The following is a 15932-nucleotide window of genomic DNA, read 5'->3' on the forward strand; positions in this document are numbered from 1 at the left end:
GCGCGGGCGTCTGCGCCAAAAATGTCAGGGGCCCGTGCCAAAGTGAACCTATGGACGCTTTTGCACTGATACTTGCCCTGTTAATGCTGGTTCTCGGCGCGGTGATCGGCGCCGCCTGCAGTTACGTGATGCTCCGGCGCCGGACCGTAGCCCTGGAGCAGGATTTCGACGGCGTCTCGGCCCGCCTTTCGGAGGTCAACGCGGAGTTCGCGGCGGCCGACGCCGAGCGGCGCCTTCTGTCGGTACAGAACCGGGAGCTGGGCGAGTCACGCAACCAGGACGGCAGCCTCCTCCGGGCCCTCGCCCCCGTGGCGGAGAAGCTCACGGCGGTGCAGCAGCAGGTGTCCCTGCTCGAACGCGACCGCTTGGAACAATACGGACAGCTGGCACAGCAGTTACAGGAGGCACGCCTCTCGGACGAGCAGCTTCTCCGCTCAACCCATGCCCTGGAGTCTGCCTTGCGGTCCAACAGCGCCCGCGGCCAGTGGGGTGAAGTCCAGCTGCGGCGGGTCGTGGAAGCCGCCGGCATGCTCCGCCACGTGGATTTCCACGAGCAGCAACACAGCGCCGGTACGGGCGCAGCTGTACGGCCCGACCTCGTGGTCCAGCTCCCTGGTGAGAAGCAGCTGGTGGTCGACGCCAAGGTACCCTTGGCGTCCTACCTTGAGGCCCAGGATCTGGGGACGGCGGCGGGACGCCAGCAGCAGGGGCCCGCGCTCAACGGCCAGAACGCGTTGCTGGCAGCACACGCCAAAGCCCTCAAAGCCCATGTGGACGCCCTGAGCAACAAGAAGTATTGGGACATTCCGGGCAATTCGCCGGAACTCGTGATCTGCTTCCTGCCGGCAGAATCCATTCTGGCCGCCGCGCTGGCGGCGGATCCCGGCCTCCTGGACTACGCGCTGGCCAAGAACGTGGTGCTGGCGTCCCCCGGCACCCTGTTGGCCGTCCTGAAGTCCGTGGCTTTCACCTGGCGCCAGGACGTGCTGACAGACAGCGCACGGGAGCTGTTTGAGCTGGCGCGGCAACTCTACGAGCGGATGGGAACGCTCGGCGACAACGTAACCAAGCTGGGGTCGTCGCTGAAAACTTCCGTGGATCGCTACAACTCGATGGTCGGGACACTCGAAGCACGTGTCCTTCCCACGGCACGAAAGCTCAACGCCCTTGAAGCCGAAGGGCTGGTGACGCCGCCGGCGATCGAGGTGACGCCCCGGTCGGTGGCTGCCCCGGAACTCCAGTCGGAGGAGTCAGCCGCGTAGCCCGCGGCGGCGCTTCCCGTCCGGCCGCGAAGCCCGCAGCCGGGCGGGAATCAGCCTGACGGGAATCAGCCGGCGGTCAGACCCGCGCTCCGCGCCCTCCCAGGGCGCGGGTCACGTCGCCGGATTTCTTCAGCGTTGCGCGAAGCTCCTTGGGAAGCGAAAAGAGCAGGTCCTCCTCCGCCGTGACCACTTCTTCCACGGCGCCGTAGCCGTAGTCGGCGAGGAGCCGCAGCACATCCTTGACCAGCACCTCCGGAACGGACGCACCGGAGGTGACGCCAACCGTGGCGACGCCCTCGAACCAGGCTTCGTCCACTTCATTGGCGAAGTCGACGCGGTAGGAGGCCTTGGCCCCGTATTCCAGGGCAACCTCCACGAGGCGGACAGAGTTGGAGGAGTTGGCGGAGCCCACCACAATGACCAGATCGGCCTGCGGCGAGATCTTCTTGATGGCCACCTGGCGGTTGGTGGTGGCGTAGCAGATGTCGTCGCTGGGCGGATCCTGCAACGTCGGAAAGCGTTCCTTCAGCAGCCGGACGGTTTCCATCGTTTCATCCACGCTCAGTGTGGTCTGCGAAAGCCAGATGACTTTTTCCGGGTCCCGGACCGTCACTTTGTCCACTTCGTGCGGACCGTTGATGATCTGGATGTGCTCTGGGGCTTCGCCTGCGGTTCCTTCAACTTCCTCGTGGCCGTCGTGGCCAATGAGGAGGATGTCGAAGTCGTCCTTCGCGAAACGGACAGCTTCCCGGTGCACCTTGGTCACCAGCGGGCAGGTGGCGTCGATGGTGCGCAGCCCGCGGTCCTCTGCGGACTGCACTACGGCCGGCGACACCCCGTGGGCCGAGAAGATCACCAGGGCGCCTTCGGGGACCTCATCGGTCTCATCTACGAAGATGGCGCCTTTTTCCTCGAGCGAGCTCACGACGTGGACGTTGTGGACGATCTGTTTACGCACGTAGACAGGCGGACCGTAGTGTTCCAGTGCCTTCTCCACCGCGATGACGGCCCGGTCCACTCCGGCGCAGTAGCCGCGGGGAGCCGCGAGCAGCACCTTTTTGGGACCTGACACCGGGGCCGCAGCCAGCACGTCCTCAGGCGAACGGCGCCTGCGTGGAATTGAAGGCATGGGGATGGAGACAGCTGAGGAAGTCATTGTTCAATGCTACCGGGAACGCTGGTCGCCGCTTGTGCGGCCCGCAACGGCGCCGGCAACAACGCGGAGAATGACGCCAGCCACGATGAGGACTGCACCGGCAATAAGGGTTGCCACGATCCACTGTCCGAAACGCTCGGACGATGCCGCCACGAATTCACTCTTGAAGATGTCCGCCACTTCGTTGCCGCTGGCCGTCCCGCCCACCGCGAGGCCAGCCGCGTCGGAGCCGAGTTTCCAGACCGAAGCCAGCACCAGCGCTCCGAGTCCCGCCCCTACGAGCACAGTCCAGCGCCGACGGGCGGCTATGAGGGCCAGCAGAAGGGCGATCGCCGAGCCGGCCGCCAGTGCATATCCCATGGGGGCATAGGCCGACACCTGGTCCACGAGCTGGCGCTGGCTCGGTTGCCCGATGTCGATGAGCGTCTGATCCGGCGCATCCAGCGGAACGTTGGTGGCGTCCGAAATCTGCTTGGTCAGCAGGCCGACCAGGGGCGCCACGTCCAGGGTGAGGGACGTGGACGGTTCAGCCTCTGAGGTGGCAGCCCCGGAAGCCGGGAAATTAAGCCGGTGGCTCTTCCTCAGCGTTTCCTCCCACGCCGCCGGATAGCCGGGGAGCGTGGTCAGGGATGTGGCGGCAGCGTCAAGGATCGGCTGGACCAGTTCCGCAAACGGTTCAGGAATCCCCCCTGCCGGATCAATACTGCCGACCGCGGCCGAAGCCAGCCGTTGCTGGAAGACGGTGTCCTTGCCCAGGGGGGCGGCGAGGGAAACAAAGCCGTCCTCCTGCACAATGTTCCGGTCCACCCAGATAGCGGGAACGGAGGCGGCGGCCAGCAGCAGTCCAAGGATGACGGCGGCAGCTGAGACAAAAGTGCGCAAGGGATTCCTCGGTTGTGGTTGGCGGTACTGCCATCCTAGGGGTGCCGGCCGGGAAGCAAAAAATGTCGGCGGACAGTGGTAGAGCTATGGATAGAGTTGATTTGGTTTGATGCCATTCCGTTTTGATGCACTGCCGTTTTAATGCACTGCCACCCGCAAAGGATTCCCATGCCCCAGGCTCCCTCCCCGTCACGGTCCTGCCGTGGCTGACAACATGCCCGCGGCCACCACGGTTCCTGCTACGGCTGCCGAAACGAGTCCGGACAATCCCTGGCCCCTGCAGCTGCTGTCCCAGAAGCTCAAAGCCCACATCGACCGGACGCCATCGGCCTGGGTGGAGGGCCAGGTCATTGAGTTGAACCGCCGTGGCGGCAGCGCCTTCATGACGCTCCGGGATGTGGACGCCGAGATTTCCCTGCCCGCCTCCATCTGGTCGAATGTGCTGGATCGCCAGGAGGTTCCCCTGGAACGGGGTTCCCGGGTCGTGGCGCTCCTGAAGGCCGAGTTCTGGCTCAAGACCGGACGACTGAACATGTCGGTCAAGGACATCCGTCCGGTGGGACTCGGTGACCTGCTGGCGCGGATTGAGCGGCTTCGCCATGCGCTTTCCCTGGAAGGACTGTTTGCGGATTCCCGGAAGAAACGCCTCCCGCTCCTCCCCCACCGCATCGGGCTAATCACCGGACGCGATTCCGACGCAAAGAAGGACGTGCTGCGCAATGCCGCTCTCCGGTGGCCCGCCGTCGAATTCGAGGTCCGGGAAGTCGCGGTGCAGGGAAATACTGCCGTCTCCCAGATCATGGGCGCCCTGCGGGAACTCGATGCTGACCCGCACGTTGACGTCATTGTGATTGCCCGCGGCGGTGGTGCGCTTGAGGACCTTCTCCCCTTCAGCAATGAGGAGCTGATCAGGGCGGTGTCCAACGCGTCCACCCCGGTGGTCAGCGCGATCGGCCACGAAGCGGACCGCCCCATCCTCGACGACGTCGCGGACCTTCGGGCCTCCACGCCCACGGACGCCGCCAAGCGGATCGTTCCTGACGTGACGGAGGAGCTCGCGAGGGTACGGCAGGCCCGGGACCAGCTGCGGCGCGGAGTGAACCGGCTGGTGGATCGGGAATCCGACCGGCTGGCCTCCCTGCATTCGCGGCCCGTGCTCGCGGCGCCTGAGGTCATGGTCAGCGCCCGCGCCGAAGATGTGGCACGGCTCAGCAGCCGCTCCCGTGCAGCCATCAGCACGGCCGTCCTGAGGGGCGCAGACCAGATCCTCCACCTGCGCAACCAGGTGCGCTCCCTCTCGCCGCAGCAGACGCTGGACCGTGGCTACGCCGTGGTGCAGGTCGCCGGGGCGGACCAGGAAGCAGACGCCCTTCAGGAAGTCGTCCGGCACCCCGCGCAGGCTCCGGAGGGCTCGGACCTTTTCGTGCGGGTTGCGGGCGGAAGCTTTTCCGCCCGGTCCACGGGCGGCCACCGGATTACGAGCAGCTGAACCGGTCCCGCTCCGAAAGCGAACCGCATCGTCCACCCATTCATCACCAGCAGGGAGCAACACATTGGCAGCAGTTCAGAATCCGAATGCGGACATCGAAGCACTGAGCTACGAGGAGGCCCGGGAGCAACTCGTGGCCGTCGTGGGCAAGCTGGAAGCCGGCGGCGCCAGCCTGGAGGACTCGCTCGCGCTGTGGGAACGGGGCGAGGCCCTGGCCAGGCGCTGCGAGGACTGGCTGGAGGGCGCCCGCAAACGGCTGGCCGCCGCCCGGAACCAGGCCGGGCCGGAGGCGTAAACCCGCCGCCCGGAACCAGGCCGGGCCGGAGTCTTAGGCCGCCGGGCTTCGCTAGCGGACCCCGCGAAGGTACACGGACCCGTCAGGTCCGTTCCACCAGGCTGCGTTCCAGGGCGACGTCGAACTCTGCGGCGGGCCATTCAAGGTTGAGGTCTTCCATGGCCTGGAGCAGCAACTGCTGCACGGCGATGCGCGCGTACCATTTCTTGTTCGCGGGCACCACATGCCAGGGCGCCACCTCGGTGTGGGTGTTGTCGAATGCAGCCTGGTAGGCGGCCATGTAGTCGTCCCAGAAAGCGCGCTCCTTCAGGTCGCCGCTGCTGTACTTCCAGTGCTTCGAGGGATCGTCCAGCCGGGCAAGCAGGCGGGCTTTCTGTTCGTCCCGGCTGATGTTCAGCATCACCTTGACGATCTTCGTGCCGGTGTCCGTCAGCCTGGCTTCAAATTCGTTGATCGCAACGTAGCGCCGCTCAATCTCCTGCGGGGAGGCCCAGCCGCGGACCCGGTGGATGAGGACGTCCTCGTAGTGCGAGCGGTCAAAGACGCCCACCATTCCGGCGGCCGGCACTTCCTTCTCGATCCGCCACAGGAAGTCGTAGGATTTCTCCTCGTCGGTGGGCGCCTTGAACGCCTTGAGCTGCACGCCCTGCGGGTCCATGGCACCCACCACGTGCGCCACGATGCCGCCCTTTCCGGCGGTGTCCATGGCTTGGAGGATCAGGAGGATGCGCTTGCTGCCCCCAAATTTGGCCTCAGCGAACAACTTTTCCTGCAAGGTGGCAAGTTTGCCGTCGAGTTCGGCCAGGAGGGCCTGCCCGTCGGATTTTCCGCCGGGGTATCCCGGGGTGGAATCGGGGTCCACATCGGCCAGCTTGAATCCATCACCTGCCGCCAAGGTCCCGGAGGGGTGTTCGTCGAATGTTTCAATGCGTGCCATGAGAAGCCTTCCGCCGATGTGCCGCCAGTCCGGAGGGCCGCGTCCTCGCGCCCGCATCCGGCTGCCGCCGCCCGGGATCCACCGGGCGGCGCTGCTGAGATCAGGCTAGTTCCCCTGGTACCGGCTCAGGAAGTCCCCCATGCGGCCAATTGCCTCTTCGATGTCCTTCACGTTGGGCAGGGTGACCATCCGGAAGTGGTCCGGCCGAACCCAGTTGAAGGCGCGCCCGTGGGAGACGAGGATCTTCTGTTCGCGGAGCAGGTCCAGGACGAATTTCTCGTCGTCTCGGATGTGGAAGACCTCAGGATCCAGTTTCGGGAACAAGTACAGCGCTCCCCTGGCCTGCTGGGTGCTGACGCCGGGGATGGCGTTGAGCAGGTCATACGCTTTGTTCCGCTGTTCCAGCAAGCGCCCGCCGGGCAGGATCAGGTCGTTAATGCTCTGGTATCCGCCTAGCGCCGTCTGGATGGCATGCTGGGCGGGCACGTTGGCGCACAACCGCATGTTGGCCAGCAGGCTGATGCCTTCGAGGTAGTCGGCGGCGTCCTTCTTCGGCCCGGAAATCGCCATCCAGCCGGCCCGGTACCCGCACACGCGGTAGGCCTTGGACAGCCCGCTGAAGGTCAGGCACAGGACATCGTCACCCGTGAGGCCCGCGAGGTTCACGTGGACGGCGTCCTCGTACAGGATCTTCTCGTAAATTTCATCGGCGAAAAGGACCAGCCCGTGCCTTTCCGCCAAGGCCACGATTTTCTTGAGGGTCTCCTCGGGATACACCGCACCGGTGGGGTTGTTCGGGTTGATCACCACGATTCCCTTGGTCCGCGGGGTGATCTTTGATTCAAGGTCCTCCAGGTCCGGCTGCCAGCCGGATTCCTCATCGCAGAGGTAATGCACGGGGCGCCCGCTGGCCAGCGCTACCGAGGCAGTCCACAGCGGGTAGTCCGGCGTGGGGATGAGAACTTCGTCGCCGTCGTCGAGGAGGGCCATGAGCGACATGGTGATGAGCTCGCTGACGCCGTTGCCGAGGTAAATGTCGTCGACGTGGATGTTCTGGATGCCGCGGGTCTGGTAGTACTGCGAGACCGCGGTCCGGGCGGAGAATATGCCGCGGGAATCACTGTATCCCTGGGCATGCGGCAGGTGGCGGATCATGTCAACCAGGATGGCGTCCGGCGCTTCAAACCCAAAGGGGGCCGGGTTTCCGATGTTCAGTTTGAGGATGCGGTGACCCTCTGCCTCCATCTGCTGGGCGGCCTGAAGAATCGGTCCACGGATGTCGTAGAGGACATTATGAAGCTTGGTGGACTGCTTGAATTCTGCCATCTATCAAATATGCCATATGGAGGATGTACTTCAGCTGAGACGTGACTCACAGCTGAAACGACGGACGGCGCCTGGCGGACCTCCAAAGGTCCGGCAGGCGCCGTCGTGGTGGTGTTGGTTAGCCGGTGCTATTTCACCAGGCCCTTGTCCTTGAGCCAGGCCGCTGCTGCGTCCTTCGGATTCTGCTTCTGGCTGCCGCTGACGGCGCGGTTGAGGTTAATCAGGTCTTCCGTGGTGAGGATCTTGGAAACTGAGTTGAGCGCTTCCTTCGCCTTGTCCGTCATCTTGGCCTTGTTGTAAAGCGGCAGGACCTGCTGGGCGATGAAGTTGTTCTTGGGGTCTTCCAGGACCACCAGGTCATTGTCGGCAATTGCCGGCGTCGTGGTGTAAATGTCCGCGACCTGGACCTGGTCCTCCAGCAGCGCCTTCACGGTGATGGGGCCGCCGCCGTCGCTGAACGGTTCCAGCTTCTTGGGCTCGCAGCTGTAGTTCTTCTTCAGCCCCGGCAGGCCGTAGGCGCGCTCGGCAAAGGTGGCCGGGGCTCCCACCACCAGCTCGCTGCAGACTTTGGCGAGGTCTTCGATCGACTTGAGCTGGTACTTCTCCGCGGTCGCCTTGGTCACCACCATGGCGTCCTTGTCCTCAGCCTTGGAAGCCTCCAGCACCGCGAGTCCTTCCGGCAACTTGGCCGGGAGCGCCTTGAAGATGTCCTCCGCCGAAACCTCGGCGGCTTCCTTGTCCACGTGCAGCAGGAGGTTTCCGCTGTAATCGGGAATGACATCCACGGAGCCGTCCTGGACCGCCTTGAAGTACACCTCGCGGGACCCGATGTTCGGCTTGGTGCTGGCGGTCACGCCGGCAGCGTTGAGCGCACCGGCATAGACCTCAGCGATGATCTGGCTCTCAGGGAAATCTGCGGATCCGATCACGAGCGCAGAACCCGATCCCGAACCACTGGTCGCGGGCGCGCTTCCCAGCGGATCCGAGCCGCCACCGCAGGCCGACAGCGCCAGTGCCAGTCCGACGCCGGCGGCGAGGCCGCCGAAGGCGCGGCGGCCCAGGATACTAGGGTGGGTTTCCTTCATGATGTACCTCCTTGAACAACAGGCTCCGCGGACACGGGGTCTGTGAGATTGGCCGGCGCCTGCTGGCCCCGGCGTGGCGTGGCAGGGGCTCCCCTGGTCAGGAACAGCCTCTGGAAAACAGCGAGCACCAGATCGACGGCGATTGCCAGCGCTGCGATCAGCAGCGAACCGCCCAGCATCTGCGGGAAATCGGACAGCACCAGGCCGTCGAAGAGGTACCGGCCCAGGCCGCCAAGGTTGATGTACGCCACCACGGAAACTGTGGCGATCACCTGGAGCACGCCGGTCCGGAATCCGCCGAACATCACCGTCAGGGCATTGGGAAACTCAGCCCGGAACAGCACCTGCAGTTCGGTCATGCCCATGGCGCGGGCCGCGTCCACGACGTTCCGGTCCACGTTGGCAATCCCGGCGTACGTGCCTGCGAGCAGCGGAGGAACGGTGAGGATCACGAGGGCCCAGATGGGCGGCATCAGTCCGATACCGGCAAGGAGGACGAAGAGCGTCAACAGGCCAAGGGTGGGCAGTGCCCGGAGCGCCCCGGCCAGCGCAACTACCGCCACCCGGCCGCGGCCGGTGTGTCCGACGTAAAGTCCGACGGGGACGGCTATGGCCGTAGCTATCAGCATCACCAGGCCCGTGTACTGGAGGTGCTCTGCCAGCCGGGCGGGTATGCCCGCGCTTCCGGCCCAGTGCAGCGGGTCGCCCAGCCACGCGAACGTATCCGTGAAGACGTTGCTCATGCGGAGGCACCCCCGGTCCTGACATCGGACAACCGCTCGGCCGCCGAGGTGAGATCGGATTTGTCGGTCCGTGCCGCAGCCCTGGTCCAGGGCGTCAGAAGCCGTTCCAGGAGCACCAGGACCGCATCCATCAGCAGCGCCAGTACCAGGATGGCAATAATCCCGACCATCACTTCGGTAATGAAGCCCCGCTGCAGCCCGGACGTAAAGAGCATCCCAAGGTTTCCGATGCCGAGCAGGGCGGCCACGCTCACTAGCGAGATGTTGCTGACGGACACGACCCGCAGTCCGGCGAACAGCACGGGAAGGGACAGCGGGAGGTCGATCTGGAGGAAACGCGCGGCGGGCTTGAAACCCATGGCGACGGCGGCCTGGCGGAGATCTTCATCCACGGAGTCGAAGGCGTCGAGCGCGGCCCGCACCAGGAGGGCCACCGCGTAGATCGTGAGGGCCACAATCACGTTGACCGGGTCCAGGACCCTGGTTCCCAGGATTGACGGGAGGATGATGAAGAGGGCGAGGGACGGAATCGTGTACAGCAGGGACGTCGCCGTAACCACCACGGATCGCAGGGTCCTGTTCTGCCGCGCGAACTGGGCCAGCGGGATCGAGAGCAGCAGCCCGAAAACCATCGGCAGGATGGCCAGCACCAGATGCTGGCCGGCCAGTTCGAAGACCCGTCCGCTGTTGGCCAGGAACCATTCCATCAGAGGGCACCCTGCCGGACCAGCCGGGCCGATTCAATGACCGCCAGCACCTCATCCGCGCGGAGGACGCCGGCGAGCTTGCCGTCGGCGTCGACGGCGACGCCCAGGCCCGAGGGCGAGGACAGGGCCGCATCGAGGGCACGCCGGAGCGTCTCGCCTTTCCGGAACAGCGAGCCGCCGGGGATGAGCGCGGACCCCGCACCAGGGCTGGACCAGCCCAGTGGACGCGAATCCGCATCGACCACGAGCAGCCAGTCGCCGCTCCCCGAAGGGGCCGTTCCGGATGCGAGGTCGCCGTGGCTGAGCGTTGGCACGTCGTGCAGGGTGACGGCGTCGGACGGGCTAAACGCCAGGTGGCGGAACCCCCGGTCCTTGCCCACGAAGGAGGCCACGAAGTCGTTGGACGGTGCGCGGAGGATCTCCTCCGGTGTGGAGTACTGCGCCAGCTTGCCTCCCGTGGCGAACACAGCCACTTTGTCTCCAAGGACGGTGGCTTCGTCGATGTCATGGGTGACGAAAACGATGGTCTTGGCCAGGTCCCGCTGCAGCCGGAGGAGCTCCTGCTGCAGCTCGTCACGCACCACGGGGTCGACGGCGCTGAACGGCTCGTCCATCAGCAGCACGGGCGGATCGGCGGCGAGCGCCCGCGCCACTCCGACCCGCTGCTGCTGGCCGCCGGACAGCTGGGAGGGGTAGCGCTTACCGAGTACAGAAGCCAGCCCGACGACGTCCAGCAGCTCCTCGGCGCGCTTGCGCGCCTCCGATTTGGAGACGCCGTTCAGCCGCGGAACGGTGGCGATGTTATCCAGCACGGAGCGGTGCGGCATGAGTCCGGAGGACTGCATCACGTAGCCCATTGACCGCCTCAGCTGCGCAGCAGGCACCGAGGTGACGTCCTTCCCGTCCACGGTGATGGTGCCCGACGTGGGCTCCACCATGCGGTTGATCATCCGCAGGGAGGTGGTCTTCCCGCAGCCGGACGGACCCACAAAAACCGTAATGGAGCCTTTGTCGATGGACATGGTGAGGTTGTCCACGGCCGGCTGCCCGCTCTGGTACTGCTTGGTGACGCTCTGGAATTCGATCATGGCTTCAGCCATTTCCGGGCTTACCTAACTGTTGGCGGCAACATCGGACGGTCAAGCCGGAAGATCATAAGCTTCCTGATTTTCGGCTGTAAAGCAGGGTATACACAGCGTAACCAGCGGCATGGACAAAGTCAGCGGTGCCGCGGCTACCGTAAGCATTCGGTGACCTTCGCCTGTTGGATGGGTGGCGGCGCAGGACTGCGTTAGCTTCCGCAACCCGGCACCGCCGCCACTCACCCCGCGGCGCGTCACTTCCGCTTGCGCTTACCCCGTTTCCCGTCCCCTCCTGCCCGGTCGCTGGAGCTCTCCTGCCCGTAGCGTTCGGCCGCCCGCTGGCTCTTGCCGGCCACCACAACCTTCTGGTGCCATTCCCGCTGGTAGGCCCGACGGGCTGCTACATCGTGCCGCCGGTTGAGCGCCGCAAGCTCACGCTGGAGCTTGAGGTAGCTCTCCCACCGGCGCATCTCGAGGGTCCCGTCCGCGAGCGCCGCCTGGACGGCGCAGCCTGGTTCCCGGTCGTGGGCGCAGTCGGCGAAGCGGCACCGGCTGAACAGCCCCTCGAGGTCTCCGAACATCTCGCCCATCCCGTCGTCCGCGTCGAAGAGCCCGAATCCGCGCACGCCGGGGGTGTCCATCAGCACAGCTCCGCCGGGCAGCGGGACGAGCTCCCTGGCAGTGGTGGTGTGCCTGCCTTTGCCGTCGCCGGACCTGACGGGCCCGACGTCCTGGGCGTGATGCCCTGCAAGGGCATTGATCAGCGTGGATTTCCCGGCGCCGGAGGGTCCGAGCAGGACCAGGGTCCCGCCGGTCGGCACGTGTCCGAGCAGTTCGTCGAGGCCGTCGCCCTGCTCCGCCGATGTGGTGACCACAGCGACGCCGGCGGCCTGCAGGACAACCTTCCCGACGACGTCGTCCGCGATGTCGGCAAGGTCCGCCTTGGTGATGATCACCAGCGGGGTGGCCCCCGAATCCCAGGCCGCCACCAGCGTCCGCTCCAGCCGGTTGTGGGTAAGCGGCCGGTCCACGGGGACCACGACGCCCACCACGTCGACGTTGGCGCCCAGCACCTGGGCTTCGGAGGACGCTTCGAAGGCCCGCTTGCGGCTCAGCGCCGACTGGCGTGGAAGCACCGCAATGACGGCAGGCTCCCCTGCTGTGTTGACGCCGAGCCACACCCAATCGCCGGTGGCGGGGATTTCCCCGTGGACCGGGTAGGGCAGGTGCCGGAGCTCCGCGGCCCCTGCGATCAGGACCCTGTTGCGGTCGACGCGGACCACCCTTCCGGGTCTCTCTCCGCCGGGGAAGGGGTGGGTGTGGAACAGTTCCGCCGTCCGTGCTGTGTAGCCGTAGTGCACGGGTCCGGCCAGGGTCGGAGCTGAGTAGTCGGTTGTTGTATTTTCTACGGCCAGTACGTGGCCTGGAGTTGATTTCAATGGAGAACCTCTGGTGAGGCCCCGTTGGCACGGACTCCGCTACTGTATTCAGGCGCTGCGGGTCAGGACATGCTGTTAGCCGGGGCAGGATTAATGACGTTGCTGGCGCTCGTGGCGCGCGTGGATATTGCAGTCATCGTCTCCACCTCCCCGTTTCAGCGGTCTTGACGTTGGAGTCAGACCGTCCGCTTCACCGGCGCTTACGCCGGCGGCGTTTCAAGGGTAAGCCGTCGGGTCCCGGATTGGCTAGGGTTTCGGAATTCGGGATTTGGAGTCCGGAGCGGGGCCCTGCCCGTATTCGGTTCTTCGGCCTAGAGTTGGTCTGTGACGAACCTTGAAGTGAGCCCCAAGGAAGAGCTGTGCCCCCCGGGGCAGCCCGGAGGTTACACCGGACACGGGCCGTGCCTGCAGTTGTGGCCGGCACGGGAAGTCCCGCTCGGCGGAGTCCGGGCCATGAATGTCTTCCGGACCCTTCCGCAACGGGGCCTGCCCACCGTGGGCGCCTGGTGCTTCCTGGACAGTTTCGGCCCGGACCGGGTCGCCATGTCCGTGCTGCCGCACCCGCACACCGGCCTGCAGACAGTGACGTGGCCGCTCGCGGGCAACATCAGGCACCGCGACAGCGTCGGCAGCGACGTCATCGTGCGTCCGGGCGAGCTCAACATCATGACTGCGGGCCACGGTGTCTCCCACTCCGAGTTCGCAGTGCTGCCCCACCCGCCGACTTCAGGCGAGGCCGGTGGCACCGGACCGTCCGACGCCGGAACAGAGCTGCCGCTGCAGCGCGGCCTGCAGTTGTGGGTCGCCCTTCCGGACGGCGAGCGCCACCGGGCACCGGCGTTCGAGCAGCACCGCGACCTCCCGGAAGCGGGCGGAGACGGTTTCACCGCAACCGTGATGGTGGGGAGCTTCGCCGGAGTGGCCTCTCCCGCCACCATGTATTCGCCGATTGTCGGTGCGGACATCACCTGCGCCGGAGCCGTCGCGCTGCCGCTCAACCCCGAGTTCGAGCACGCCGTGCTTGTGCTCGACGGCGGCATCACCCTCGACGGACAAGAGGTTCCGCCTGGCCCGCTGGGCTACCTCGGCACCGGCCGAAGCTTGCTGGAGCTCGAGGCGCTGCCGGACACGCGCTTCATCCTGCTGGGCGGGGAACCGTTCCAGGAGGAGCTGCTGATGTGGTGGAATTTCGTGGGCAGGACCCACGATGAAGTAGCGCAGGCCCGCCAGGACTGGGAGGCCCAGTCGGACCTCACGGACCCGGACGCCGAGGCCTCACGGTTCGGGCTGGTCCGTGGACACGGGCCGGACGCCGGAACCGAAGCCGGGCGCATTCCTGCTCCTCCCCTGCCGGGGGTCCGGCTCCGCCCCCGCACCCGTTCCTGACGGGGACCCGTTCCTGACGGGGACGCCTGCCTGACTTTCTTGGCGCGCAGCCCGGAAGCTACTCCTGCTCGGCCACCAGTTGCAGGACGCCGAAGACGGGATCCTGCTCCAGGACACGCACATCCGTCACACCTTCAGCGGCCAGGCCGCGCTTGAAGGAGTCTTGCAGCCGCACAACGTTCATGCCGAGGCCGCTGCCCAGGATCACCGGCCCCTGGATTCCCAGCTTCCTCAAGGCCTGTGCGGCCAGTCCGGCGAGGTCGCTGCCTGCCTGTTCAACAAGTGCCTGGCTCGCGACGTGGCCCGCGTCGGCGGCCTCCACCACAAGGCGGGCCTGTTGGGCCCAGTAGCGGCGCCCCGTCTCCGGGGAGTGGAAAAGGGCTATCAGCTTGTTGGGATCATCGACGTTGCAGGACCGCAGAAGTGCCGTGGTGAGTTCGTCGGGTTCCAGGCCCTGGTTCATGCGGCGAAGACTGTGCCGGACAGCCTCGCGGCCAAGCCAGTAGCCGCTGCCCTCATCACCGAGCAGGTAACCCCAGCCGCCTGCCCGTGCTTCCTCACCCCGGGCGTTCTTGCCCCAGGCTGCGGAGCCGGTTCCTGCGATGACTGCTACTCCGGTACTTGCCCCTCCAGCCGCCAGCAGCAGCCTGGAGTCGTGGACCACCGTGATTTTCGCGCCGGGAACATGGGGGGCTATCAGCGCTGCGAGCGCAGCTGCGTCCTCGTCCGTGTCGATGCCGCCGGCACCGGCGTACACCTGGGCGATCTCCCCTCCGCCGATCTTCGCAAAGAGCTCGGCCAGATGCAGTGCCGCTTCCTCGCGGCTGACATTCTGTACATTGGAGCTGCCGACGCTTTCATCAGCCACCGCCTGCCCTTGTTCAAAGCGGACGCCGCGTGTCTTGGTGCCGCCGATATCCAGGCCGATTACTGCGCCGTTCGCCGCTGCCGGCGGTGCGGCTGGCTGGGCGGCGGGCCGGGCTGCGGGGACACGACCGGTGGAAGGAACAGAATCCGTTGCCGGCAGGTTGTCAGAATTAGTCACGAGAACAGACTACTGAGTCGCTACAGGGAGCAGGGAATGACGGGCGCCATCTTCGGGACACGGATCATTGCGGCGCCCATGGCCGGGGGCACGTCGACACCCCGGTTCGTGCAGGCCGTGCACCAGGCCGGAGGACTTGGTTTCCTCGCCGCCGGGTACAAACCTGTGGAGGCCATGGAAGCCGACATCCGCGAGGTCCGCTCCGCCGGTGCCCGATTCGGCATGAACCTCTTTGTCCCCGACCGCTCCCAGCTGCATCCGCCGGCCCCCGTCAGGCAGCAGCTGGAAGACTACCGGCGGAGCCTCGAGCCGGACGCCCGGCAGTACGAAGTCGCCCTTCCCGGGCTGCGGCTCGACGACGATGACGCATGGCGGGGCAAGATCGACGCCCTGCTGGCGGATCCGGTGGAGTTTGTCAGCTTCACATTCGGGCTCCCGGAGCAGGCCGAAGTGCGCGCGCTGAAGCGGGCCGGCTCCACCGTGGTTGCCACGGTCACCGGCACGGCGGAAGCCTTGCTCGCAGTGGAGCGCGGAGCAGACGTGCTGGTGGTCCAGCACGGCAGCGCGGGCGGCCACAGCGCGGCCTTCCTGCCTGCGGGAAGCACATCGGACTCCCCCGCCCCCGCGACGACAGCGGAGCTGCTCTCCGCCGTTCGCACCGCCGTCGACCTTCCCCTGGTTGCAGCCGGCGGAATCATGGATTCCGCCGGCGTGGCCGCTGTGCTGGCCGTCGGCGCAACCGCGGCCCAGCTGGGCACGGCATTTCTCCGCAGCGACGAAAGCGGCGCGCGGCAGCTCCACAAGGACGCCCTCGCGGCGCAACGGTTCACGGAGACAAGAATGACCCGGGCCTTCACCGGCAGGCAGGCTCGGGCACTAGTTAATTCCTTCGTCCGGGACCATGAGGATGCGCCGGAAGGCTACCCGGCCATACACCATCTCACCGCTCCGATCCGCGCGGCAGCGGCCGCGGCGGGCGATCCGGAGAAGCTGAATCTTTGGGCGGGGACGGGGTGGCGGCAGGCAGCCGCCGGCCCTGTCGCGGCCATCATGGACGGACTGCTCGCGGGCCCGGCTCCGTCCTGATCGACCTCGCTG

15 protein-coding genes are annotated in these 15932 nt (G+C 66.2%); 5 read left to right on the forward strand and 10 right to left on the reverse strand.

The genetic code is table 11. From position 1 onward, the window contains the following. Nucleotides 1–50 precede the first annotated feature (50 nt). Nucleotides 51–1262 (forward strand): DNA recombination protein RmuC, encoded by a 1212-nt coding sequence (locus WMN78_RS09625; protein WP_340533527.1) that lies wholly within the window; start codon nucleotides 51–53, stop codon nucleotides 1260–1262. A gap of 76 nt (nucleotides 1263–1338) precedes the next feature. Here the strand turns inward: WMN78_RS09625 and WMN78_RS09630 are convergent, their stop codons facing one another. Together WMN78_RS09630 and WMN78_RS09635 are read right to left on the reverse strand one after the other, a co-directional pair. Further along, entirely contained in the window at nucleotides 1339–2418 is a 1080-nt protein-coding gene (locus WMN78_RS09630) for a 4-hydroxy-3-methylbut-2-enyl diphosphate reductase (RefSeq protein WP_305941688.1), read from the reverse strand. 9 nt (nucleotides 2419–2427) lie between these two features. Continuing rightward, nucleotides 2428–3300: a hypothetical protein gene (locus WMN78_RS09635; protein WP_340533528.1), complete on the reverse strand. Its 873-nt coding sequence runs from the start codon at nucleotides 3298–3300 to the stop codon at nucleotides 2428–2430. Nucleotides 3301–3514: 214 nt separating this feature from the next. Here WMN78_RS09635 and xseA point away from each other — a divergent pair, with 214 nt between their 5' ends. Beyond that, nucleotides 3515–4789 (forward strand): exodeoxyribonuclease VII large subunit, encoded by a 1275-nt coding sequence (gene xseA / locus WMN78_RS09640; RefSeq protein ID WP_425341141.1) that lies wholly within the window; start codon nucleotides 3515–3517, stop codon nucleotides 4787–4789. A gap of 64 nt (nucleotides 4790–4853) precedes the next feature. Beyond that, nucleotides 4854–5084, forward strand: a complete 231-nt coding sequence (locus tag WMN78_RS09645) for an exodeoxyribonuclease VII small subunit (RefSeq protein ID WP_340533530.1) — start codon at nucleotides 4854–4856, stop codon at nucleotides 5082–5084. A gap of 82 nt (nucleotides 5085–5166) precedes the next feature. On the opposite strand, the gene WMN78_RS09650 is transcribed toward WMN78_RS09645, so the two are convergent. The 7 genes from WMN78_RS09650 to rsgA form a co-directional block, all read right to left on the reverse strand. Then, nucleotides 5167–6021, reverse strand: coding sequence for a polyphosphate kinase 2 family protein (locus tag WMN78_RS09650; RefSeq protein ID WP_340533531.1), 855 nt, complete (start codon nucleotides 6019–6021; stop codon nucleotides 5167–5169). Nucleotides 6022–6126: 105 nt separating this feature from the next. Further along, a complete protein-coding gene (locus WMN78_RS09655; protein ID WP_340533532.1) occupies nucleotides 6127–7347 on the reverse strand; it encodes a pyridoxal phosphate-dependent aminotransferase in 1221 nt (406 codons plus the stop codon). Between the two features lie 128 nt (nucleotides 7348–7475). Further along, nucleotides 7476–8432 carry an ABC transporter substrate-binding protein gene (locus WMN78_RS09660; protein ID WP_340533533.1) on the reverse strand — a complete coding sequence of 319 codons (957 nt, stop codon included), beginning with the start codon at nucleotides 8430–8432 and terminating at the stop codon, nucleotides 7476–7478. Continuing rightward, entirely contained in the window at nucleotides 8429–9175 is a 747-nt protein-coding gene (locus tag WMN78_RS09665) for an ABC transporter permease (protein ID WP_340533534.1), read from the reverse strand. Before WMN78_RS09665 ends, WMN78_RS09660 begins: the two co-directional genes overlap by 4 nt. Next, entirely contained in the window at nucleotides 9172–9882 is a 711-nt protein-coding gene (locus tag WMN78_RS09670) for an ABC transporter permease (RefSeq protein ID WP_340533535.1), read from the reverse strand. Before WMN78_RS09670 ends, WMN78_RS09665 begins: the two co-directional genes overlap by 4 nt. Beyond that, nucleotides 9882–10982 carry an ABC transporter ATP-binding protein gene (locus WMN78_RS09675; protein ID WP_340533536.1) on the reverse strand — a complete coding sequence of 367 codons (1101 nt, stop codon included), beginning with the start codon at nucleotides 10980–10982 and terminating at the stop codon, nucleotides 9882–9884. Before WMN78_RS09675 ends, WMN78_RS09670 begins: the two co-directional genes overlap by 1 nt. A gap of 236 nt (nucleotides 10983–11218) precedes the next feature. Further along, nucleotides 11219–12379 carry a ribosome small subunit-dependent GTPase A gene (rsgA, locus tag WMN78_RS09680; RefSeq protein WP_340533592.1) on the reverse strand — a complete coding sequence of 387 codons (1161 nt, stop codon included), beginning with the start codon at nucleotides 12377–12379 and terminating at the stop codon, nucleotides 11219–11221. Nucleotides 12380–12727: 348 nt separating this feature from the next. Here rsgA and WMN78_RS09685 point away from each other — a divergent pair, with 348 nt between their 5' ends. Further along, the gene (locus tag WMN78_RS09685; RefSeq protein ID WP_340533537.1) at nucleotides 12728–13789 is read left to right on the forward strand and encodes a pirin family protein; all 1062 of its coding nucleotides are present in this window, start codon (nucleotides 12728–12730) and stop codon (nucleotides 13787–13789) included. Nucleotides 13790–13847: 58 nt separating this feature from the next. Here WMN78_RS09685 and WMN78_RS09690 read toward each other — a convergent pair whose 3' ends face one another. After that, nucleotides 13848–14834 carry an N-acetylglucosamine kinase gene (locus WMN78_RS09690; protein WP_425341140.1) on the reverse strand — a complete coding sequence of 329 codons (987 nt, stop codon included), beginning with the start codon at nucleotides 14832–14834 and terminating at the stop codon, nucleotides 13848–13850. A gap of 36 nt (nucleotides 14835–14870) precedes the next feature. Between WMN78_RS09690 and WMN78_RS09695 the strand changes: the two genes are divergently transcribed. Further along, nucleotides 14871–15920 carry a nitronate monooxygenase gene (locus WMN78_RS09695; protein WP_340533538.1) on the forward strand — a complete coding sequence of 350 codons (1050 nt, stop codon included), beginning with the start codon at nucleotides 14871–14873 and terminating at the stop codon, nucleotides 15918–15920. The last annotated feature ends 12 nt before the right edge of the window (nucleotides 15921–15932 follow it).

This window comes from Arthrobacter oryzae (genome assembly GCF_037911235.1).
In the GTDB taxonomy this organism is placed as follows: Bacteria; Actinomycetota; Actinomycetes; order Actinomycetales; family Micrococcaceae; genus Arthrobacter; species Arthrobacter oryzae_E.

Excerpts from the sequence above, each read along its gene's own strand:
- WMN78_RS09625 (WP_340533527.1), top strand. The coding sequence starts at position 51 with ATGGACGCTTTTGCACTGATACTTGCCCTGTTAATGCTGGTTCTCGGC.
- WMN78_RS09630 (WP_305941688.1), bottom strand. The coding sequence starts at position 2,418 with ATGACTTCCTCAGCTGTCTCCATCCCCATGCCTTCAATTCCACGCAGG.
- xseA (WP_425341141.1), top strand. The coding sequence starts at position 3,515 with ATGCCCGCGGCCACCACGGTTCCTGCTACGGCTGCCGAAACGAGTCCG.
- WMN78_RS09650 (WP_340533531.1), bottom strand. The coding sequence starts at position 6,021 with ATGGCACGCATTGAAACATTCGACGAACACCCCTCCGGGACCTTGGCG.
- WMN78_RS09655 (WP_340533532.1), bottom strand. The coding sequence starts at position 7,347 with ATGGCAGAATTCAAGCAGTCCACCAAGCTTCATAATGTCCTCTACGAC.
- WMN78_RS09660 (WP_340533533.1), bottom strand. The coding sequence starts at position 8,432 with ATGAAGGAAACCCACCCTAGTATCCTGGGCCGCCGCGCCTTCGGCGGC.
- WMN78_RS09665 (WP_340533534.1), bottom strand. The coding sequence starts at position 9,175 with ATGAGCAACGTCTTCACGGATACGTTCGCGTGGCTGGGCGACCCGCTG.
- WMN78_RS09670 (WP_340533535.1), bottom strand. The coding sequence starts at position 9,882 with ATGGAATGGTTCCTGGCCAACAGCGGACGGGTCTTCGAACTGGCCGGC.
- WMN78_RS09675 (WP_340533536.1), bottom strand. The coding sequence starts at position 10,982 with ATGGCTGAAGCCATGATCGAATTCCAGAGCGTCACCAAGCAGTACCAG.
- WMN78_RS09695 (WP_340533538.1), top strand. The coding sequence starts at position 14,871 with ATGACGGGCGCCATCTTCGGGACACGGATCATTGCGGCGCCCATGGCC.